Here is a 21,350-nt window from a genome sequence, read left to right as displayed (position 1 = left end):
TCTTCCCATTCTTTTGCCGAATGGCAAACTTAATCTGATCCAGTTAAGGTGTGGGGATGGCATCACGCCAACTTCGTAAACAGAATTAGCAGGGAGAATCTCATGGACAAGAAAATTGGCTTCATTGGCTGCGGTAATATGTCGAAGGCGATTATAGCCGGCCTGGTCGCCGCCGGGCAGGTCAGAGCGGAGAATATCTGGGTATTTGACCACAAGCCCGAAACCAACCTGGCGATGCAGAAACAGTATGGCATCACCCCGGCAGAGAGCGCAGCCGAAGTGGCCGGGCAGGCCGATATTCTGTTCGGCGCGGTAAAACCTAATGCGATCCTGTCGGTGATGAAAGATATTGCGGGCAGCCTGAATAAAGAGACGCTGGTGGTTTCGATTGCCGCGGGCGTGACGCTGGACTCGCTGGCCTCGGTGCTTGGCCACGACCGTAAAATCGTGCGCGTTATGCCGAACACCCCCGCGCTGGTCAACGAGGGCATGACCTCGGTCACCCCCAATGTACTGGTGACCAAAGAAGAGGCCGATGCGGTAGTGGAGATTTTTAGCGGCTTTGGTAAAGCGGCGCTGGTGCCGGAGTACCTGATCCACGCGGTGGTCGGCGTCAGCGGTTCTGCCCCGGCCTATGTATTTATGTTTATTGAGGCGATGGCCGATGCGGCCGTGCTGGGCGGGATGCCGCGCGCTCAGGCTTACCAGTTTGCCGCACAGGCGGTGAAAGGCGCAGCGGAAATGGTGCTGGAGACCGGCAAGCATCCGGGCGAACTGAAAGATATGGTGTGCTCACCGGGCGGCACCACCATTGAAGCAGTAAGAGTGCTGGAGCAGAAAGGCTTCCGCTCGGCGGTGATGGAAGCGATGCAGCAGTGCATGGCGAAATCCGAGCAGATGAGCAAGCAGTAAAAAAACGCAGCCAGCGGGGTTACCCGCTGGCTGCGCTGTTCAGGCTGAGAGATGCGCCCGGCTGAGCTGCTCCGCCGCGTCCAGCGTCATCGGCTGCTGCATGCGCTGCACCAGTTCGGCGGTAAAGGTATAGCACCCGCAGGAGGCCACCGCCGCCAGCTTGCCTTTCTGCCCGTAAAGCATGACGAACGTTTTATCGCTTAACGAGCCGATCAGCCGCTCTTCATCCCATTTTTCCGCGTGACCAAGATATTCGTAGCGCGTGCCAAACTGGGCCGTCCAGAAGAACGGGACGCGGTCGAACGCCTCGCCGGCACCCAGCATATTTTTGGCAGCAATCCTTCCCTGCTGCTGCGCCACGCGCCAGTGCTCAATGCGCTGTAGGCCCTCCTCCGCCGGATAGCTGGCGATATCACCTGCCGCCCAGACATTTTTAGCGGCCTGAAGCGCTTCATCGGTTGCCAGACTGCCATCGTCCTGCAGAGCGATATCGTGGATAAAACCGCAGCCCGGCGTAACGCCGGTCGCCAGCACCACCACGCTGCTGGCAATCTGCTGGCCGCTTTTCAGCCGCACGCCGCTGACGTGTCCGTTCTCGGCGGTCAGCTCAGCCACTTCGTCAGTGATAAACTCCACGCCGTTCTGCTGATGCAGATCGCGGAAAAAGCGTGCCAGCTGCTCGCCAAACTGGGCTTTGAACGGCAGCGGCTGCGGGGCGACGATCTGCACCGCGATATCCTGGGCGCGCAGTGCCGACGCCAGCTCCATGCCGATAAAGCTGTTGCCAATAATCACCAGCTTACGCTGCTGCTCCACGGCCTTCATCACCGCGGCGCACTGTTCAATGCTGCGCAGAACGTGAACCCCTGCCAGCGCGTTACCGGGAATATCAGGGCGCTGAGGAAGACCACCGCTGGCCAGTAGCAGTTTGTCATACTGCAGCGTGCTGCCATCTGCAAAGCGCAGCAGCTGCTGGCGGCTGTCGAGCTGTTCGACATTACCCTGCAACCTTTCTGCATACTGGAAAAAGTCGTCATCGAGCATCGCAGGAACTTCGCTGATTTTCATCTTACCGGACGGCACAAATTTGGTCAGCGCGGTGCGGTCATAGGGCGCCTCTGATTCGCGGTCCACCAGTACCAGGCGCCCATCAAACCCTTCACGGCGCAGCGTCCAGGCGGCGGCACTGCCCGCCGCGCCCGTCCCCAGAATCACAAAGACCGGCTTGCTGTCACCCGCGCTGAAAGTGGCGAGCGGCGGCATCGGTTGCGGATCCACCTGGATCATGCCGTTCTCGACCCGCACCGGATAGCGTTTCAGATCGCTGAGCGCCAGCGGTTCACACAGCGCACCGTCAAGCAGGGAGAAAGTGGCTTTGTGCCACGGGCAGGTCAGCGTTCCCTGATAGACCGCACCCTCCTCGAGCGGGGCGCCGGAGTGGGGGCACTCGCTCTGATACGCTTTGACCTCATCGCCCTGGCGAATCAGCAAAATGTCGGCGTCGCCAACCGGCGCTTTCAGCGGTTTATTCTCTGCCAGATCTTTTAATACCAGAACGTTTTGATAACTCACCCAGCTCTCCTTTTGCTATATCCACACAAAATGTATCAATATCTTAAGCCTGGCAGGCGGGGGCTCGTTGGCAACTGTTCGAAAGATAAGGTATAAAAAAAAGCGGCTAACTCACTGGTTAGCCGCCTTTTTTAAATGTTTAACCAAATATGTCGATGCGCCTACATCAGAACGCTCGGAATGATAATCAGCGCAAAAATCAGCACGATCAGCGTGCGCTTGATCCCATAATAGAGCGCGCGGTTGCGCTTTTTCAGGTTCTGCCCGGCATCACGCACCGCGTTAACGTACTTAAAGATGCGGTTAATGCCACCCACGCGGTCGTTATCATCATTGGGAGAGGCCGCCGCCGACATCAGCGCCGTGCCAACCCAGTGGTTCACCGCCTGCGCCCAGCGCCACTTCATCGGCCGTTCAATATCGCAGAACAGGATGATACGCGTCTGCTCGCTGGCATTTTGTGCCCAGTGGACATAGGTTTCATCGAAGATCACCGCTTCACCATCGCGCCAGCTGTGTACCTGACCGTCCACATCAATAAAGCAGCGATCGTCATTCGGTGTCTGTAGCCCCAGGTGGTAACGCACCGATCCGGCATAGGGATCGCGATGTTTACCCAGATGGCTTCCGGCAGGCAGCTCGGCAAACATGGCCGCTTTGACCGACGGGATCTGACTCAGCAGCTCACTGGTCACCGGGCACAGCTCGCGTGCCGAGGGGTGAGCATCGCCATACCATTTCAGATAAAAACGCTTCCAGCCGCGCTTAAAAAAGGTGTTAAAACCGGCATCATTATGCGACTGCGCAGCTTTAATATGGTCCTGAAGGCGCACCGCTTCTTCGCGAATAACCTGCCAGTTATCGGTAATTTTCTGTAATTCGGGGAACGCAGCGTTATCGAAATAGGGCTGTTTCGCAGGCAGTGAGGACAGGCCGGTCATAAACATATTTACCGGTGCCATAAAAGTAGAGTGGTCAAATAGTTGGCGCGACAGCTTTTGTTTAACCACTCCGCGCGAGTGGGCGTAAATCACGCTAATAATAAAGATGCCGATAATGATTAAAGCCACCATACAACGAATCCTTAGGTTGCACGCGACACGATCCAAGACAGTCTGACTGACTCATGAGGGTGTCGAAAAAAAGATCCGAATATTTTAGTGCAAAAATGGGATTTTTCTTAACTCAGCGTGCCGAAAGCAGCAATAAGCGTGCTTAACCCGCTGCGGTTTAGGATTAGTTTAGTTAAAGCGCGGGAGAAAATCGGGCGACCGTTCGATCGCCCGCATAAGTTAACTTTTTTTCAGGCAGCTGCTCATAAAGGTTTTACGCTCGTCACCCTTCAACATTTTTTCGCCGGCCTGGGCATTACAGGTTTTCATCTTCATCTGTTGCGGCGTCATGCCATCCATTTTGCTGTCCTTCTTCAGGCAGCCGCTCATAAAGGTTTTACGCTCATCCCCTTTCAGGGATTTTTCACCCGCCTGCTGATTACACACCGTCATTTTTTGCTGTTGTGCGGTTTTTTCGGCCGCGCTGGCATAGCCTGCCGCCGTCAGTGACAGCAGAGCCGCCGCCAGCATTAATTGAACTTTCATGCGTATCCCATCCCATTATTGTTATATCGATACAATAAAGTGTGGCATGAGTTTTGTTTTCGGCGAGGGATTTTTGCGTAAATTTTAAGGGAAATGAATAAGACGAAGGCTTTATTTCTCGCCCGTTGCCCGCTGCCACAGACCTGTGAGCACCGCGTGCATAAAGAAGATTACTGGCGGGGGTGGTTAAGCAGGCGTTGAATGTAATTTTCCAGCAGTGACATATCTTCAGAAAGCTCAGGTTCGACCGTGACGGACGCGGTCTGCATCGCTTCGGAGATGCTGTCATTGATCTGCTGAAGCTGGCCGCCGTCCATTTTGCGTAACAGTGCAGTGACGACAATCTCAAGCGCTTCGACCTGAGCGACCAGTTCTTTCGATTCCTGCTCTTTTTGCGCCAGTCTGACCAGCAATTCTGCAATGAGGTTTTTCATGCGACTGTCTCAGCAAGTTAAAGCAAGACGGTATCACCAGATTTGAAAAAAGAAAACCTGTATTCGCGTTATTTTTTCGCGACTTAAGCGCAGATCAAAGGGAGGAAAATTGTTAAATAAAGGCGAAACGTTTCGCTCATTGTGACGCGTTATTTTTCGGCTGCTGGCCCTAAAAAAACGGGGGCCAAAACAGGCCCCCGATAAAGTTAGCCGCGCGGGCCGCTGAAACCACCATGAGGTCCGCCGCCGCCGCCAGGTCCGCCCCAGCCGCCACCACCGCCACCGCCGCCCGGAGGCGGGAACAGACATCCACTCAGTGCCGCCACCAGCGCCACAATACTCACTGCTCTAATAATACTCACCATTATCAAACCTCAATACGACGTTAAGGACCCTTTGCGCTGATAGTAAGCGCGGCTCAGGCCCGCCACAATGCAGAATTCTCTGCTTACACGCGCTATTAACAGGGCGTTTCTACACTTAACGTTTTGCTGTGGTTTTCCTGCCGCAACCCTGCATCAGTGGCAACATTAACGGATTTTCTTCAGTGATAAATCTTGCGATCGCTCTCGCATCGCCCCGCCTTTTATCTTTACAAAATCGTCATGCGGCCTCAATGTGAGCGCATAACATTTTAGAGGTTAATCTCATGACAGAACGCGCCCCGCTCTCTCTGCAACAGCTGCTTTCGCAGCGCCATTGGGAAAACCCGGCAGTGACTCAGCTTCACCGCCTGCCCGCCCATCCGCCTTTTGCCAGCTGGCGCAGCGTGGAGTCGGCGCGTGATGAGGAGGTTAGCCCGTCGCTGCAGTCGCTCAATGGCGAGTGGTGTTTTAGCTATTTTGCCTGCCCTGAGGCGGTACCGGATGAGTGGACGCTCGGCGATCTGCCGTCGGCCGACCGCCAGCAGGTTCCTTCCAACTGGCAGCTCTCTGGCTATGACGCCCCGATCTACACCAATGTGCAGTATCCGATTGCGGTCAATCCGCCTTTTGTGCCCTGCGACAACCCGACCGGCTGCTACTCCACCACCTTTGAATGCTCTGCTGAGTGGCTTAGCGGTGGCCAGACGCGCATCATCTTTGACGGCGTCAATTCTGCTTTCTACCTGTGGTGCAACGGTGAGTTTATCGGTTATTCCCAGGACAGCCGCCTGCCCGCAGAGTTTGACCTCAGCCGGGCGCTACACGCCGGGGAAAACCGCCTTGCGGTGCTGGTACTGCGCTGGTGCGACGGCAGCTACCTTGAAGATCAGGATATGTGGCGCATGAGCGGGATTTTCCGTGACGTTAGCCTGCTGCATAAGCCCGCCGTACAGCTCAGCTGCGTGCAGATCGACACGCAGCTGTGCGCCGGCTACCGATCCGCGCAGCTGCAGGTGCTGGCGATCGCTTCGCTGAATGACGCCAGCGCCTGTCAGGCCCAGGTGACGCTGTGGCGCGGCGAGCAGCTGATTGCGCAGCAGCAGCAGGCATTTGGCAGCGCGGTGATTGATGAACGCGGGCGCTACCTCGATCGCACCCGGCTGTCGCTGCAGGTGGAACAGCCGCTGCTGTGGAGCGCTGAAACTCCGCACCTTTACCGCGCAGTGGTGGCCCTGCTGGATGCCAGCGGTGCGCTGCTGGAAGCCGAAGCTTACGATGTGGGCTTCCGCAAGGTGGAAGTCAGCGGCGGGCTGCTGAAGCTCAACGGCAAGCCGCTGCTGATCCGCGGCACCAACCGTCACGAACATCATCCGCAGCATGGCCAGGTGATGGATGAGGCCACCATGGTCAGGGATATCCTGCTGATGAAGCAGCATAACTTCAACGCGGTGCGCTGCTCTCACTACCCCAACCATCCGCTATGGTATCGCCTGTGCGATCGTTACGGCCTTTACGTGGTTGATGAGGCCAATATCGAAACGCACGGCATGCAGCCGATGAACCGACTGTCTGACGATCCCAGCTGGTTTAACGCCTTCAGCGAACGCGTCACGCGCATGGTACAGCGCGACCGCAATCACCCCTGCATCATCATCTGGTCGCTGGGCAATGAATCGGGCCACGGCAGCACGCACGACGCGCTCTACCGCTGGATCAAAAGTCACGACCCCAGCCGCCCGGTGCAGTATGAAGGCGGCGGGGCCGACACGGCGGCGACCGATATCCTCTGTCCGATGTACGCGCGCGTCGATCAGGATCAGCCGTTTGAAGCCGTCCCCAAATGGTCGATCAAGAAATGGATCGGCCTGCCGGAAGAGACGCGTCCGCTGATCCTGTGCGAATACGCCCACGCGATGGGCAACAGCTTGGGTGGTTTCGACCGCTACTGGCAGGCGTTTCGTCAGTATCCCCGGCTGCAAGGGGGCTTCGTCTGGGACTGGGTAGACCAGAGCCTGACGCGTACCGATGCCGACGGCCAGCAGTGGCAGGCTTACGGCGGCGATTTTGGCGATACGCCTAACGACCGCCAGTTCTGCATGAACGGGCTGGTTTTCGCCGATCGCACGCCGCATCCGGCGCTGTATGAAGCGCAGCGCGCCCAGCAGTTTTTCCAGTTCACGCTGGAGAGCACGGCCCCGCTGAGCGTGGGTATTCGCAGCGAATATCTGTTCCGTCACAGCGACAACGAGCTGCTGCGCTGGCGTATTGAGCATCAGGGCACCGCGGTGGCTGAAGGAGAAGTGGCCCTCGACCTGGCCGCAGAGGGCAGCACCACGCTGACGCTGGCAGAGCTTCCGCCGCTGGCTGGTGAACTGTGGCTGCGGGTGGAGGTTATCCAGCCGGCCGCCACTGCCTGGTCTCCGGCCGGACAGCGTGTCGCGTGGGACGGCTGGCGTCTGCCCGCCGCGCTGACACTCCCGCCGCTCCCGGTAACGGGTGAAGTGCCGCGCGTTGAACAGCATGCGCTGCTGACGGAAGTCACGCACGGCGAGCAGCGCTGGCAGTTCAGCCAGGAGAGCGGAGAGCTACTACAGTGGCTGCGCGGCGGCCAGCCTATGCTGCTCTTCCCGCTGCAGGATCTGTTCGCGCGTGCGCCGCTGGATAACGATATCGGCATCAGCGAAGTGACGCGCATCGATCCTCATGCATGGGTAGAGCGCTGGAAACGCGCCGGGCACTATCAGCTGGAGAGCCAGCTCCTGCAGATGCAGGTCGATGCCCTGAGCGATGGCGTGCAGATCCGCACGCTGCACGCCTGGCAGGCTGGCGGGGAAGTCTGTTTCCTCAGCCGCAAGTGCTACCGCATTAACCTTCAGGGAGAGATGCAGGTAGAGGTTGAAGTGGATATCGCCGCCGGGCAGCCGCAGCCAGCGCGCATTGGCTTACGCTGCCAGCTGGCCACGGTGACGGAGAGCGTCAGCTGGTTCGGCCTCGGCCCGCATGAGAACTACCCCGACCGCAGGCTCGCCGCCGAGTTCTCACGCTGGACGCTGCCGTTAGAGCAGCTCAGTACCGCGTATGTTTTCCCGGGCGAAAACGGCCTGCGCGGCGGTACGCAGCAGCTGGACTACGGCGACTGGCATCTCAGCGGGGAGTTTCACTTCTCGATCGGCCGTCACAGCATGGAGCAGCTGCGCGACACCTCGCACCGTCACCTGCTGCGCGACGAGCCGGGCAGCTGGCTGATTGTCGATGGTTTCCATATGGGGGTCGGCGGGGATGACTCCTGGAGCCCGAGCGTCAGCCCGGACTTCCTGCTGTCTGCGCGCCAGTATCGCTATCAGGTCAGTTTTAAACTCACGGACTAAGGCGAACTGCCCGGCGTGATTTTGCGCCGGGCGGATTTGCGATAGACCCAAATCAGCTGCACGCTGTTTATCAGCACCACCAGCGCCGTCGCCGCAAACACCCAGCGAAAACCGCCAATCGCCGAGATCCCCGACCCCATCAGCGGCCCCACGACGTTGCCAAGGTACATAAACGACTGGTTATAACCAAAGATGCGCCCCGTTACCTGGTCGCTGGAGTAACGCAGCAGCAGCGTCTGTACCGCTGGCATCATGGCACCATCGGCAAAGCCCAGCAGGAAGCGCAGGATCCCCAGCTCAACCGCGCTGTTCGCCCAGGACATGGCGACAAACAGCAGTACCGAGAAGATCAGGGCGGCAAACAGGATGCGTTCCGCGCCAATGCGGTCCCCCAGCTTGCCGAGCGTTGGCGCGGAGAGCAGTGCAGAAACCCCAGGAATAGCCGCAACAACCCCGCTGATAAAGGCAATGTTCTGCACGTTAGGCTCCAGCTCGCGCACGAACAGCGTCAGAATTGGGCTGACTGAACCGTTACACAGCTGGATCACCAGCGTGGTGAAAAACAGGCTAATCATCAGCCCGGGACGGCTGAGGGTATGAAATACCATGCTGCCGCTCAGCTTATTCTCTTTTTTCACCCGCGGCTGGCCGTTCTCTTTAATCAGGAACAGCGTAATCAGGAAACTCACCAGCAGCAGTGCGGAGGTGATCAGGAACACTGCGCGTAAACCCACCCAGTCCGCCAGCAGCCCGCCCATCAGCGGCCCCATTATCACCCCGCAGATTTGTGCCGTGGTCACCATGCTGAGCGCCCAGCCGCTGCGCTCGCGCGGCACCTGCCCCGCCACCAGCGCCATCGCATTCGGAATGTAACCGGAGGTCAACCCCATCAGCGCTCGCAGCGCCAGCAGCTGCCAGACACTGGTGACAAACGCCTGCAGCAAAATGACGATACCCATTCCCAGCGAGGCGCGCAGCAGCATCAGCTTGCGGCCTTTACGGTCGGCAAGGCTGCCCCACATCGGTGAGACGATGGCAGAAACGAGGAAGGTAATACTGAAAATCAGGCCGGACCACAGCGTCAGCGCGCTGGGATCGGTGACGCCAAGTTGCTCAACGTAGAGCGGAAGAAAAGGGATAATCTGGCTGATCGCCAGCCCGGTAAATAAACACCCGAACCAGACAGAGATGAGGTTAATCTTCCAGGATTCCATCGTGCTGTGTGAACGACCTGTAGTGGCGAGAAGCGAAACACAAGTGTAACAACACTCACGGCAGGCGTCAGTCACTTATCCAGCGGGCAGCAGCAGAATAGTGTTAGCAAACGACTCTATTGGCGGGGTCAAAACGCAAAAAACCCGCCACTGGGGCGGGTTTTCTTTACTTCGAACTAAGTTCTGTTACCGCCGGAGCGGAAAGAGGACTTAGGCAACAGTTACGTTAGCAGCTGCTGGGCCTTTCTGGCCGTTTTCGATAGTAAAGTTAACTTTCTGGCCTTCTTCCAGGGTTTTGAAACCTGAATCCTGGATTGCAGAGAAGTGTACGAACACATCTTTGCTGCCGTCAGTTGGGGAAATGAAGCCGAAACCTTTCTCAGCGTTAAACCATTTTACTAAACCAGTCTGGGACATGGGTCTTTCCTTCAAAATTGTAGTAAGCCACAGTGGGCACAGGGTTCGTCAACAGGGATTACTATGAGGCACTCAGAAGGAAGTCAGGAAGAAGCTTGAAATAACGCTTGAACTGAAGACTGCTTTACTAAAATTGCTCGCATACGTGGGTCTGTATCAAAACCGACAGGTGCATTTACTCATAACCGCGCCCCCAGTACAAGCGTCGGCATGATAAAAAAGCCATGAAAATTCTAACTCTCTAATTTAAAACAAAAAATATTTTAACGTATTGTTAACCTGCGCTGCAGGCTCACGAATAGTCTTATCGCTAAGTGAGTCAATTCCCCATCTTAAGGTAAATCTTACGCTGGTGACCTGGTTATTCTTCGCTTCCCCATGAGGTTAAGGCATGATGGCTTCGCCTCTTTTGTGTGCAAAGGATCCCACCTGATGTTTGAACTGATGAAGGCCATAGGCCTTGGGCTAGTGGTAATTTTGCCGCTGGCTAACCCGCTAACTACCGTGGCGCTGTTCCTTGGCCTGGCGGGCGATATGAACTACCAGGAGCGCAACCGCCAGTCGGCGCAGGCTTCGCTGTACGTATTTATCATTATGACCGTGGCGTACTACGCCGGTAACGTGGTGATGGATACCTTTGGTATCTCCATTCCCGGCTTACGCATCGCCGGGGGGCTGATTGTCGCCTTTATCGGTTTCCGCATGCTATTCCCCCAGCAGCAGGCCGGAACGTCGGTGGAAGCGGACCACAAGCTGGATGAGATGAGCGAACGTAAGGTGGTTAATATCGCCTTCGTGCCGCTGGCAATGCCGAGCACGGCAGGCCCCGGCACCATTGCGATGATCATCAGCACCGCCTCAACTATCCACAGCGGCACCACCTTTGCGCCATGGATTATCACGGTGGCCCCGGTGCTGACCTTCATCGCCGTTAGCCTGATACTGTGGGGATGCCTGCGCAGTTCCGGCGCAATCATGCGCCTGGTCGGTAAAGGCGGCATCGAAGCTATCTCACGCCTGATGGGCTTCCTGCTGGTGTGCATGGGGGTGCAGTTTATGATCAACGGTATTCTCGAAGTGATTGGCACTTACCACCCTGCCTGAGTTTGTCGCAGCATGAGTAAAAATATTTCTGTTTGTTACTGGCATTCCCGCCGGCGCCATCTACAGTATTAAAAATCTCCACCTGTTTATTTTTCAGGCAAGTGGCGGGCCGCTGTTCTGGCGGCCCGGATCAACGTCTATCGCTTAAATACCTGATCCTGTCAGTGGCCGTGCGGCCACCGATGGCGCTTTTGCGGAGGTTTACCATGAGTCATCAGCTACACGGCGCCGGGCGCGCCATCACTGACTACTTCAACAGCCCATCGTTTCATGCGCCAAAAGAGAGTGAGTTGCTGGAAGTGATCATGATGGAACTGATGCAGTCCGGAAAATCGCCCAGTAATAAAGCCATCATAGCGAATGTGATTGCGCGCCTGGAGAGGGAAGCCGACGAGTCCGTTTTGCAGGGTTACCGCAACCTGCTGGCAAAAATACTGGAAGGCCATGAGTAGTTTTTTTGCCCTATACGTATGTTTACATGCCAGACGATTGCCATTCACTCTCGCCCCGTTAAGATAAGCGCCGGATGCAGGCGGAGACGGCAATGAGTAACTGGCACAGCAAATTGATCAATAAATTTAAGAAGTTCAGCCTGTTTATACTGCTGCCGGTACTGATGTTGATCCTGCTCATACGCCTGATTGATGTTTTACGGGCGCCCGAGCTACCAGCGGATTTTGCTCAGCAGCTGCTGCACACCGTTGACGGCCGCGACCTGACGCCTGGCGAGCTAAGCGAGAAGAAACCTCTGCTGGTGTGGTTCTGGAGCACCGGCTGCAGCGCCTGTCATGACACCGTCCCGATGATGATGTGGCTAAACGGCAAACGCACCAATGTGCTGACCGTCGCCAGCCGCTCCGGCAATGACATCAGCATCGTGCGCTATCTCAATGGGCATCATCTGACGCTGCCGGTGGTGAACGACAGCAGCGGCGTGCTGGCAACGCACTGGCAGGTCAGCAGTACGCCTACCCTGATCCTCGTGGCGAAAGGCCAGGTGGTAAGCACCACCAGCGGCTGGACCAGCTCGGCGGGCATCTGGCTGCGCTTATGGTGGGTAAGGAAGTGGCACTACTGAGTCGGGGTGCAGGCTAACAGGGCTGACGCGCGCCGCGGCCAGCCCGGAGCGAAGAATTAACCGCAGTAAACGCGGCTGATAGTCCCGTTTTTATCGCCCATAAAATTGATACGGTTCAGGTTAAAGTCCATCGTCACCGCTGAGTTATACGGAATGGCGCGCACCGCATTTTCAAAACGCAGCGACTCAATGGCCGACAGCGGTTTACCGACATACTGCTGATACTGCGATGCACCACAGCGATCCATCTCCGGGTCTACAGGCGCACCTGCGTCTGCGCTTTTATGCCCAGCGGACTGGCATCCCGACAGCGCAACCAGCGCTGCTATCACGGCAACTTTTCCATAAAATTTCACTGTTTCTGCTCCTCTTTTTGCTTAGATAACCGGCATTTCTGCTGAAAGATTAACAGATTGCGCCGCAAATGAGCAGTGCGTGGTGGCATAAAGCTGCCAGGTGATACCGTGATATTGCGCACGAATCGTTCATAATTTAGCCAGCCTTACATGATAATTTTAGGACTAATCCCACAGAGGAGAATCTTATGGAACTGGCTATTTTTGTCACTTTTGCCGTCATTATGACGCTGGTAGCGGTACGCGTCCGCTAAACCTCACGCGCCTCTGCCCTGACGCAGAGGCGCGTGTCAGCTGACGGTTTTATCCATCAATCCACGCAATGCTTGCAGCGCCATCGGCTTACCCAGTAAATATCCCTGCCCCTGCTGACAGTCAATCAGCCTGAGCTGCGCCAGCTGCTCTTCCGTTTCAATACCTTCCGCCGTCACAATCAGTGAAAATGCGCGCCCCAGGCCAATAATTCCCTCGACTATCGACTGCGCCTGGCGCGAATGCGGGTAGCCATCAAGATACGAACGGTCCATTTTCATGGCGTCAAACGGGAATTTTTTCAGATAGCCGAGCGATGCGAAGCCCGCGCCGAAATCATCCACGGCAATTTTTACCCCCAGCCCTTTCAGCTGGTGCATGATCTCCAGCGCGCTTTCCGGGTGCTCCATGGTGATATTTTCGGTAATTTCCAGCTCCAGCCGCGCTGCTGCTAAGCCGCTCTGCTCAAGCGCCGCCGCGACGCGCAGCGGCAGGCTGCCGTTGCGCAACTCTTTTGGCGAGATGTTCACAGAGACGCACAGCTCGCCGGGCCAGCTGGCGGCGTCCCGACAGGCGCGATTCAGCACCCAGTCACTGATATCCATAATCAGCCCGGTCTCTTCTGCCAGAGGTATAAAGCTGTCCGGCAGGATGAGCTGCCCGGGTTGATGCTGCCAGCGCACCAGCGCCTCGGCCCCTTCCAGCCGCCCGCTTTGCAGATGATAGCGCGGCTGATAGTGCAGGCGCAGTTCATCCCCACCAATGCCCCGGCGCAGATTGCGCTCCATTTCACTGCGCTGCGCCAGGTGCTGCGACATATCGCCGGTATAAAATACCCAGCGGTTACGCCCCTGCTGTTTCGACTGATAGAGCGCGATATCCGCCAGCCGCAGGAGTTCATCCGGCTGCATGGCATCGTCCGGCGCCATGGCGATGCCGAGGCTGGTGCCGATATACAGCTCCTGCGAATCAACGTGGAACGGCTGGTGCAGGCAGTCGAGCAGGCGCTGGCAGCAGCTCTCAATTTCGGCCCGGGTCAGCAGCCCGGTGGTTGCCAGAATAAACTCATCGCCGCCAAGCCGTGCAACCAGATCCCCCGCACTCATGCAGCTGCGCAAACGGCGGGCCACCTCCACCAGCACGCTGTCGCCCGCCGCGTGTCCCCAGGTATCATTGATCGGTTTGAAATGGTCAAGGTCGAGGCTGATCATCACCAGCGGATAGTCCAGCCCCGGCAACGCCTGCAGCTGCTCCTGCAGAAACTCCTGCATAAAAAGCCGATTCGGTAAGCCGGTTAACACATCATGCTGTGAGAGATAGTGAACCCGCGCCTGCGCTTCCACTTCCAGAGTGATATCGGACACCGTGCCGCGATAGCCCAGCAGCTTGCCGTGCAGCATGATCGGCTTCGCGACCAGACTACAGATACGTCGCCCGCGATGCTGAGAATGCAGATAGCAGCGTAACTGGCTGCGCGCGCCGCCAGCCTGCTGCTGCTTCACCCACGTACTGACCGGCAACTCTGCGTGCTGGAGGATCTCATCCAGCTGCCGCCCGATGGAGGTTAGCAGACCAAACCCGGTGACCACGGTGAAGCGCTTTGACAGATAGGTCAGACGCCCGGCGGCATCGGTTTCCCAAATCCAGTCTGAGGCCGCTTCCGCCACGTCACGGAAGCGCGCCTCGCTGGCGGCCAGTTCACGCTGGCTGTACATCAACTGCAGGAAACGCGTATCCGATAGCAGGGCATTATCCATCGCATTATTGATCACCCGGCGCGTTACCACGCCGAGGATCAGCGCAACAAAGGCGAGCAGCGGCAGCAAATACATCAGGAGCTTGCGCCCCGGCTGGCTGGGATCCCAGCGCAGAACCAGTGCCGGTCCGGTTTTAGCCTCCTGGCTGATAAATGGCGTGGTGTAGCGATCCTGCTGATCCTGCGGCACGCGGGCATTATCGACCCCAACCGCATGGCCGAATGCTGTTAGCTTATCGGGCGTAAACAGGTAAACAAACACCATGACGGAAGGCGTGGCGGAGAGCGTGGCCTCATGCGGCATTTTGCCACGGGTGATCGGTGCGGCAGCCACCAGCGCCGGCGTATCGCCAATCATGATACTTTCGCTGATGACATGCTGGTGGCGCTGCTGCAAGCGCGCCTGCTCCACCAGCGGCTGAGCCTGGCTTCCCAGCCACTGTTCCAGCGTAAATGTGGAGAGCTGGCCATCCACTACGGCATAGCGCGTGCGATCGTCCACGTCGATAACAAAGACGCCATCATACTGATGTTCGCGAAACAGGCCGGGGCCAAGGTTCTGCTGGTTCCACGCCCAGTCAGGATCAATCGTCAGGTACATATGCAGCCAGGCTTCCTGCCAGAAAGCGTAGTCGCGCAGGTGAGTTTCCAGCGACTGGCGCTGCTGCTGCCAGGCATCACGCAGCAGCGCTCCTTCCTGATCGACCGATTCCTGATTTTGCTGCCACGCTACGCCAACAACCATCAGCATGGCTAAAAACAGCGCACTGCTCAGCAGCAGCGCCAGCGCCATCAACGTGCGCCGCGTTGCCGATGCCGCTTTTTGCCCATCCGCTAATTCCCCCGTCAGTACCGGTGGATGATTCATAGTCATGCCCCTTAATAATACGGCTTACGAACGCTTCCCTGTCCGTTTGTTACTGCTGGGGCGCTGTCAGTGTGACGTCAGTGCCTGTTTCCCAAAAAGTTCCAATAACGGATATCGGCAGTAACACTGAACAATTGAGAAAATTTTATGCAATGGTGAATAATCACGCGGCTCGACAGCCTAAAAGTCGCTTGTTAACATGGCGGGATCCGTGCCAGTAGCAGGTCCCTCATGACATCATCGACCGACAGAGTCACTCACACCCTGCTGTGTGCCGGGGTGTTTATTCTCTGGTATGCGATTACTTTGCTGGTCGCTCACTTCCCCAATCTGCAGGCGCTGAAAAGCCGCGGGCTACTGATGCCGGTGCTGTGCCTGTTGGAGTTTGCCGTATTGGTGCCGGTTTATCGCTGGTATAACCGCCATTACCATGACATCCCGCACGGCAGACTTCAGCCGCGGCAAGTGCTGCTGTTCGCCGTGCTGCTGCTGGCTCTTATTGCCAGCCAGTCGCTGTATATGCAGCAGGAGAGCTGGACCGCCAGCCAGTTAAGCCAGGGTAATCTGAGCATGCTGTGGTTCACCCTGGCGGTGGTTTTACTGGCCCCGGTGTTTGAGGAGATCCTGTTTCGCGGTTTTATTCTGCAGGGCTTCCTGCTGTGGGCTCCGCGCCAGCGCCTGGCCTGCGCCCTGCTGACGTCCATTATCTTTGCGGCGATGCATACCCAGTACGCCCATCTGCAAACGGTGATTGCCTTGATTGCGCTATCCCTGCTGCTGTGCGCCGCCCGCCTGGTCTCCTCTGGCCTGAAGCTGCCGATTTTCCTGCATATGCTGAATAACCTGCTCGGCGTCGCGCCCTGGATTTGGGCCACGCTCGGTCGTTAGGCATTGTTCAGTTTTATAACCGTTTCATCATCCTTATAACTTTCACGCATAACGATAGTGAATAATCTACTATTGTTCTTATCGGTTGTTCACTTACACTCGCGAAAAAACGTAAGGCAAGGAAACGTCATGAAATTTGCAGTTCCCTCTGTTATCGCTCTGGCCCTGGCGGCGTCCTTCGCCGCAGCGGCCGCGACCCCCAAAGACACGCTGGTTATTGCGCAGTCTATTGATGATGCCAGCAGCTTCGACCCGGCTGACGGCTTCGAACTCACCTCAGTACAGGCATTTACTAACCTCTATCAGCGCCTGGTGCAGTCCGACCCGCAAAATCCGACCGACCTGAAACCCACGCTGGCCACCAGCTGGACGCCGGGTAAAGATAACCGCAGCATGACCTTTACCCTGCGTGAAGGCGCTAAGTTCGCCTCCGGCAACCCACTGCGCCCGGAAGATGTAATCTTCTCGCTGTCGCGCGTGATCAAACTGAACCTCGACCCGTCATTTATTCTGTCGCAGCTCGGCTGGACCAAAGATAACGTCGACGCTCAGCTGAAGAAAATTGATGATAACCACGTCCAGCTGAGCTGGAGCGCCGACGTCAGCCCGACCTACGTGCTAAGCCTGCTGGCCGCGCCGGTCTCCTCCATCGTGGATGAAAAAACCGTGATGGCCAACGAACAAAAAGGCGATTTCGGCAACAAATGGCTGGCCACGCATTCGGCGGGCAGCGGTCCGTATCAGATCCGTAAAGTCATCCCGCATGAAGTGGTGCTGTTCAGCGCCAACCCGACCTCGCCAGCCGGTGCGCCTAAACTTAAAAACGTGCTGATCAAGAACGTGCCGGAGCCGGCTGCACGCCGCCTGCTGCTGGAACAGGGCGACGCGGATATTGCCCGTAACCTCGGCGCCGATCAGATGGCCGCGCTGAAAGACAAAGCAGGCGTGAAAACCCTTGCGGTACCGATGGCCTCGCTCTATTACATTCAGTTTAATATCGATGCCAACCCGGTTCTGAAAAACCCGGCGCTGTGGGAAGCTTCGCGCTATCTGTTCGATTACAAGGGCATTGCCAACGACCTGCTGAAAGGCCAGTTCTCGGTGCATCAGTCCTTCCTGCCGCAAGGCTTCCTCGGCGCGCTGAACGACAACCCGTTTACCTATGACCCGGAGAAGGCCAAAGCCATTCTGAAGAAAGCCGGCCTGAGCAACGTCAGCTTCAAGCTGTCGACCAGCAACCAGCCGCCGTACCTGGATATCGCTCAGGCACTGCAGGCCAGCTTCGCGAAGGGCGGCATCAAAGTGGACGTGCAGCCAGGCATCAGTTCAGAAGTCGCCACGCGGGTAAAAGCGCATCAGTATGAAGCCACGCTGAACGCCTGGGGCGCCGACTACTTCGATCCAAACACCAACGCTGCCGCCTTTGCCTATAACCCGGAAGACGGCAGCAAAACCCTGGCCTGGCGCTCTAACTGGCACATTCCTGAGCTGAGCAAGCAGACGCTGGCTGCCACCGCGGAAACCGATAAGGCGAAACGCGTTGAGCTGTACCAGAACATGCAGCGTGAAGTGCAGCAGCACTCACCGTATGTCATCGGCATGCAGGCAAAGAATCTGGTGGCGCTGCGCGATAACCTGAAAGGGTACGTGCAGGGTATTAACCCGGATATGGTTTATTACAGCCAGGTCACCAAGTAATGGCGTCATCAGTCTCACAAGCCGGGCCTTCCGCCCGGCTGTTGTTGCGCCGCAGCGGCGGGGTGCTCAGCGCCCTGCTCTCGCTGGTGGTTACCCTGCTTGGGCTACTGGTGTTTACCTTTGCCCTGTCTCATCTTTCGCCGGTTGACCCGGTGCTGCAGATCGCTGGCGACCACGCCAGCGAGTCAACCTACGCCCAGGTGCGCGCCAGTCTCGGCCTGGATCAGCCGCTGCCGGTCCAGTTCTGGCACTATCTGGAACATCTGCTGCGCGGCGATCTCGGCGTTTCCAGCATTACCAATCAGCCGGTTGCCAGCGATCTGCTGCGCACCTTCCCCGCCACCATTGAGCTGGCGACCTGTGCGATGATTTTTGGTGCCGTGTTTGGCATCCTGCTGGCACTGCTGGCGGCGTGGAAACCGGGCAGCCTGCTGGACAATATTGCCCGCATGATCTCGCTGCTCGGCTATTCGGTGCCGGTGTTCTGGCTCGGCCTGCTCGGGCTGCTGCTGTTTTACGCCGTGCTGCACTGGTCAGCCGGGCCGGGGCGGCTGGACGATATCTGGATCTACACCCTCGAACCGAAAACCGGGCTGGTACTGATTGATAGCTGGCTCTCCGGCGACCCGGAAATGTTCCGCAATGCGATTGCGCATCTGTGGCTGCCGGTGGTGGTGCTTGGCCTGCTGTCGATGGCGACCATTACCCGCCTGTTGCGCGCCGCGCTGCTGGAAGAGAGCAGCAAAGAGTATGTGACGCTGGCGCGCGCTAAAGGGGCCGGACGCACGCGCATTCTGCTGCTGCATATCTTCCCTAACGTGCGCGGCACGCTGATCACCGTGCTGGCCCTCTCCTATGCCACGCTGCTGGAAGGGTCGGTGCTGACCGAAACCGTGTTTGCCTGGCCGGGCGTAGGGCGCTATATGACCACGGCGCTGTTCGCTTCGGATACCCCGGCTATCCTCGGCTCCACCCTGCTGATTGGCGGCTGTTTTATTGCCATCAATGCGCTGGCGGATGCACTCACTTACCTGACCGACCCGAGAACCCGATGACGCACTCTCTTCCCGATGCTGAAAGCGTCCAGCCGCGCGTAGTGAAAACGCGGCGCAATATTACGCTCATGGTCGGCCTGAGCCTGGTTGGCCTGCTGATCTTCGCCGCGCTGTTTGCTCCGCTGCTGGCACCGTTCGACCCGAACGCGCAGGAGATGGCGGTGCGCCTGATGCCGCCTTCCGCCAGCCACTGGCTCGGCACCGATGGCTTTGGCCGCGACCTGCTGTCGCGCGTGATCTACGGTGCGCGCCCGACCCTGCTGCTGGTCGCGCTCATCCTGGTGCTGACTATTCCGGTGGGGATGCTGATCGGCATCAGCGCTGGCTATCTTGGTGGCTGGAGCGAACGCGTGCTGATGCGCATTACCGATATCTTCCTTTCGTTGCCGAATCTGGTGATTGCGCTGGCGCTGGTGGCGATGATGGGCCCCGGCCTGATGAACGGTGCGCTGGCGCTGGCGCTGACCAGCTGGCCGCCGTTCGCCCGCCAGGCGCGTGCCGAAACCCTGGCCCTGCGCCGCAGTGATTATCTGGCCGCCGCACGGATGCAGGGCATCAACGGCCTGCGCCTGATGTTCGGCCATATCCTGCCGCTCTGCCTGCCCACTGCCGTGGTGCGCGCCGCGCTTAGCCTCGGCGGCATTATCCTTTCGGCTGCCGGACTGGGCTTCCTCGGCATGGGCATTCAGCCGCCTACCGCCGAATGGGGTTCGATGGTGGCCGAAGGCAGCAAGGTGATTTTTGACCAGTGGTGGGTCGCCGCCGTTCCCGGTGGCGCCATCCTGTTTGCCAGCCTGGCTTTTAATCTGACAGGCGACGGCCTGCGTGACCGACTGGATACCCGAAATGGCAACTGATTCTTCTGCGCAAATCGTGGCTGAAAGCCTGAAAATTAGCGCGGCCAGCGGTGCTGAGCTGGTGAAAAACATCAGCTTTACGCTGGGGCGCGAACGCGTGGCGCTGGTCGGCGAATCCGGCTCCGGCAAATCCCTCACCGCCCGCGCGCTGATGGGGCTGCTGGCCCCTTCCCTGCAATTGCAGGCGCGCACGCTCAGCATCGCCGGCGAAAATGGCCTGACGCTAAATGAGCGCCGCTGGAGCCAGCTGCGCGGCAGCAGCCTCGGCATGGTGATGCAGGACCCCAAATACGCCCTCAACCCGATGCGCACCATTGGCTGGCAGGTGGCGGAACCGCTCAGGCTGCATGGCCGTTTTTCCCGCGCTGAGATCAAAGAGAAAGTGTGTGAAATGCTGGCCGCCGTGGGGCTGCCGCAGCCTGCCGAGCAGATGAAGCGCTATCCGCATCAGCTTTCCGGCGGCATGGGCCAGCGCGTGATGCTGGCGATCGCGCTGATCGCCGAGCCGCAGTTTCTGATTGCTGATGAACCGACCTCCGCGCTCGATCACGCGATGCGCGATCAGGTGCTGGCGCTGATCCGCAATCTGGTCGAGCAGCGCAATATGGGCCTGCTGCTGATCAGCCACGATCTGCAGCAGGTCTCGGAGCACTGCGAGCGGGTGATGGTGATGTATCAGGGTGAGATCCTCGATACGCTGCCCGCTGCAGAGCTGCCGCACGCCACGCATCCCTACACCCGCACGCTGTGGTCCTGCCGCCCGAATAAGTCAACGCACGGCAAACCGCTGCCGGTACTGGATCGCGCCGCGCTGGCGCAGGGGCGTTCCCATGATTGAATTATCCCAGCTGAGCGTGTCCCATAAGCAGGGCTACGAACTGCGCACCGTGGTGCATGATGTTTCGCTCTCGGTCACGCCGGGTGAGTGTTTTGGTCTGGTTGGCCCTTCCGGCTGCGGCAAGTCGTCGCTGCTGTGGGTGCTGGCCGGGCTGAATCCGCACTGGCGCGGTGAGATGCAGCTGGCCGGGCATCACGCCCAGCCTGGCAAAGCCTTCAGCGGACAGCTGCGCCGCGACGTGCAGATGGTGTTTCAGGATCCCTATGCCTCGCTGCATCCCCGGCACCGCCTGCGCCGCACGCTGGCAGAGCCGTTGAAACTGCTGAAAAGCGATAATATTGACGATCGTATCGATCAGGGGTTCCGCCACGTCGGGCTGGATCCGGCGATGGCCGATCGTTATCCGCATCAGCTCTCCGGCGGCCAGCGCCAGCGCGTAGCGATTGTACGCGCGCTGCTGCTGCAGCCGAAGATCCTGCTGCTGGATGAGCCGACATCGGCGCTGGATATGTCGGTGCAGGCGGAGATCCTCAATCTGCTTAATCAGCTCAAGCAGCAGGATAACCTGACGATGGTGCTGGTCAGCCACGATCCGGATGTTATCGACCACATGTGCGATCGCGCAGTGCATATGGATCAGGGCCGTATTGTCGGCTGACCCCGACTCACGTACTGGCCGGGCATGCCCGGCCCCTACTGAAGGATATTGTGGTAAACAAC

The 21,350-nt window shown here is 58.1% G+C and carries 20 protein-coding genes; 11 read left to right on the top strand and 9 right to left on the bottom strand.

The features are described 5' to 3' along the window. Positions 1–102 precede the first annotated feature (102 nt). A complete protein-coding gene (gene proC, locus ACLI4M_RS14860) occupies positions 103–912 on the top strand; it encodes a pyrroline-5-carboxylate reductase (protein WP_048917003.1) in 810 nt (269 codons plus the stop codon). A gap of 39 nt (positions 913–951) precedes the next feature. On the opposite strand, the gene ACLI4M_RS14855 is transcribed toward proC, so the two are convergent. The 5 genes from ACLI4M_RS14855 to ACLI4M_RS14835 all read right to left on the bottom strand — a co-directional run bounded on the left by ACLI4M_RS14855 (position 952) and on the right by ACLI4M_RS14835 (position 4,881). Next, the gene (locus tag ACLI4M_RS14855; RefSeq protein WP_133624327.1) at positions 952–2,484 is read right to left on the bottom strand and encodes an FAD-dependent oxidoreductase; all 1,533 of its coding nucleotides are present in this window, start codon (positions 2,482–2,484) and stop codon (positions 952–954) included. 161 nt (positions 2,485–2,645) lie between these two features. Next, the gene (gene lpxO / locus ACLI4M_RS14850; RefSeq protein WP_048917005.1) at positions 2,646–3,557 is read right to left on the bottom strand and encodes a lipid A hydroxylase LpxO; all 912 of its coding nucleotides are present in this window, start codon (positions 3,555–3,557) and stop codon (positions 2,646–2,648) included. A gap of 219 nt (positions 3,558–3,776) precedes the next feature. After that, positions 3,777–4,082, bottom strand: a complete 306-nt coding sequence (locus ACLI4M_RS14845) for a PsiF family protein (protein WP_133624328.1) — start codon at positions 4,080–4,082, stop codon at positions 3,777–3,779. Positions 4,083–4,252: 170 nt separating this feature from the next. Beyond that, positions 4,253–4,516 (bottom strand): anti-adapter protein IraP, encoded by a 264-nt coding sequence (gene iraP, locus ACLI4M_RS14840; protein ID WP_099753604.1) that lies wholly within the window; start codon positions 4,514–4,516, stop codon positions 4,253–4,255. Between the two features lie 206 nt (positions 4,517–4,722). Beyond that, on the bottom strand, positions 4,723–4,881 hold the full coding sequence (locus ACLI4M_RS14835; protein WP_166643193.1) for a hypothetical protein: 159 nt from the start codon (positions 4,879–4,881) through the stop codon (positions 4,723–4,725). Between the two features lie 284 nt (positions 4,882–5,165). On the opposite strand from ACLI4M_RS14835, the gene ACLI4M_RS14830 reads away from it, so the two are divergent. Continuing rightward, entirely contained in the window at positions 5,166–8,249 is a 3,084-nt protein-coding gene (locus ACLI4M_RS14830; protein WP_133624329.1) for a beta-galactosidase, read from the top strand. Here ACLI4M_RS14830 and ACLI4M_RS14825 read toward each other — a convergent pair. After that, complete coding sequence (locus ACLI4M_RS14825; RefSeq protein WP_048917008.1) at positions 8,246–9,463, bottom strand: multidrug efflux MFS transporter; 1,218 nt, start codon at positions 9,461–9,463, stop codon at positions 8,246–8,248. The genes ACLI4M_RS14830 and ACLI4M_RS14825 overlap by 4 nt on opposite strands. Positions 9,464–9,673: 210 nt before the next feature. Then, positions 9,674–9,880, bottom strand: coding sequence for a transcription antiterminator/RNA stability regulator CspE (cspE, locus tag ACLI4M_RS14820; RefSeq protein ID WP_048917009.1), 207 nt, complete (start codon positions 9,878–9,880; stop codon positions 9,674–9,676). A 432-nt stretch (positions 9,881–10,312) separates the two neighbouring features. On the opposite strand from cspE, the gene ACLI4M_RS14815 reads away from it, so the two are divergent. The 3 genes from ACLI4M_RS14815 to ACLI4M_RS14805 all read left to right on the top strand — a co-directional run bounded on the left by ACLI4M_RS14815 (position 10,313) and on the right by ACLI4M_RS14805 (position 12,062). Then, on the top strand, positions 10,313–10,984 hold the full coding sequence (locus ACLI4M_RS14815) for a MarC family NAAT transporter (protein ID WP_048917010.1): 672 nt from the start codon (positions 10,313–10,315) through the stop codon (positions 10,982–10,984). A 206-nt stretch (positions 10,985–11,190) separates the two neighbouring features. Continuing rightward, on the top strand, positions 11,191–11,436 hold the full coding sequence (locus tag ACLI4M_RS14810; protein WP_048917011.1) for a biofilm development regulator YmgB/AriR family protein: 246 nt from the start codon (positions 11,191–11,193) through the stop codon (positions 11,434–11,436). Positions 11,437–11,528: 92 nt separating this feature from the next. Beyond that, on the top strand, positions 11,529–12,062 hold the full coding sequence (locus ACLI4M_RS14805; RefSeq protein ID WP_099753606.1) for a protein disulfide oxidoreductase: 534 nt from the start codon (positions 11,529–11,531) through the stop codon (positions 12,060–12,062). 56 nt (positions 12,063–12,118) lie between these two features. On the opposite strand, the gene ACLI4M_RS14800 is transcribed toward ACLI4M_RS14805, so the two are convergent. Further along, entirely contained in the window at positions 12,119–12,418 is a 300-nt protein-coding gene (locus tag ACLI4M_RS14800) for an I78 family peptidase inhibitor (RefSeq protein WP_048917012.1), read from the bottom strand. A 290-nt stretch (positions 12,419–12,708) separates the two neighbouring features. Continuing rightward, positions 12,709–15,294, bottom strand: coding sequence for a bifunctional diguanylate cyclase/phosphodiesterase (locus ACLI4M_RS14795; RefSeq protein ID WP_413449726.1), 2,586 nt, complete (start codon positions 15,292–15,294; stop codon positions 12,709–12,711). A gap of 231 nt (positions 15,295–15,525) precedes the next feature. Here ACLI4M_RS14795 and ACLI4M_RS14790 point away from each other — a divergent pair, with 231 nt between their 5' ends. From ACLI4M_RS14790 to ACLI4M_RS14765, 6 genes are all read left to right on the top strand, one after another. Then, positions 15,526–16,182 carry a CPBP family intramembrane glutamic endopeptidase gene (locus tag ACLI4M_RS14790; RefSeq protein WP_099753607.1) on the top strand — a complete coding sequence of 219 codons (657 nt, stop codon included), beginning with the start codon at positions 15,526–15,528 and terminating at the stop codon, positions 16,180–16,182. A gap of 129 nt (positions 16,183–16,311) precedes the next feature. After that, positions 16,312–17,880: an ABC transporter substrate-binding protein gene (locus ACLI4M_RS14785; protein ID WP_133624330.1), complete on the top strand. Its 1,569-nt coding sequence runs from the start codon at positions 16,312–16,314 to the stop codon at positions 17,878–17,880. Beyond that, a complete protein-coding gene (locus ACLI4M_RS14780; protein ID WP_048917016.1) occupies positions 17,880–18,935 on the top strand; it encodes an ABC transporter permease in 1,056 nt (351 codons plus the stop codon). Before ACLI4M_RS14785 ends, ACLI4M_RS14780 begins: the two co-directional genes overlap by 1 nt. Further along, positions 18,932–19,792 (top strand): ABC transporter permease, encoded by an 861-nt coding sequence (locus ACLI4M_RS14775; protein WP_133624331.1) that lies wholly within the window; start codon positions 18,932–18,934, stop codon positions 19,790–19,792. Before ACLI4M_RS14780 ends, ACLI4M_RS14775 begins: the two co-directional genes overlap by 4 nt. Then, positions 19,782–20,630 (top strand): ABC transporter ATP-binding protein, encoded by an 849-nt coding sequence (locus tag ACLI4M_RS14770; RefSeq protein WP_099753608.1) that lies wholly within the window; start codon positions 19,782–19,784, stop codon positions 20,628–20,630. The genes ACLI4M_RS14775 and ACLI4M_RS14770 overlap by 11 nt, the downstream gene beginning before the upstream one ends. Continuing rightward, complete coding sequence (locus tag ACLI4M_RS14765; RefSeq protein ID WP_133624332.1) at positions 20,623–21,288, top strand: ABC transporter ATP-binding protein; 666 nt, start codon at positions 20,623–20,625, stop codon at positions 21,286–21,288. The genes ACLI4M_RS14770 and ACLI4M_RS14765 overlap by 8 nt, the downstream gene beginning before the upstream one ends. Positions 21,289–21,350: the final 62 nt, after the last annotated feature.

Origin of the sequence: Erwinia sp. LJJL01 (assembly GCF_047300805.2) — a bacterium.
Classification (GTDB): domain Bacteria; phylum Pseudomonadota; class Gammaproteobacteria; order Enterobacterales; family Enterobacteriaceae; genus Erwinia; species Erwinia aphidicola.
The sequence above is the reverse complement of the archived record's forward strand: the minus strand, read 5'-3'. Positions and strand labels throughout refer to the sequence as shown.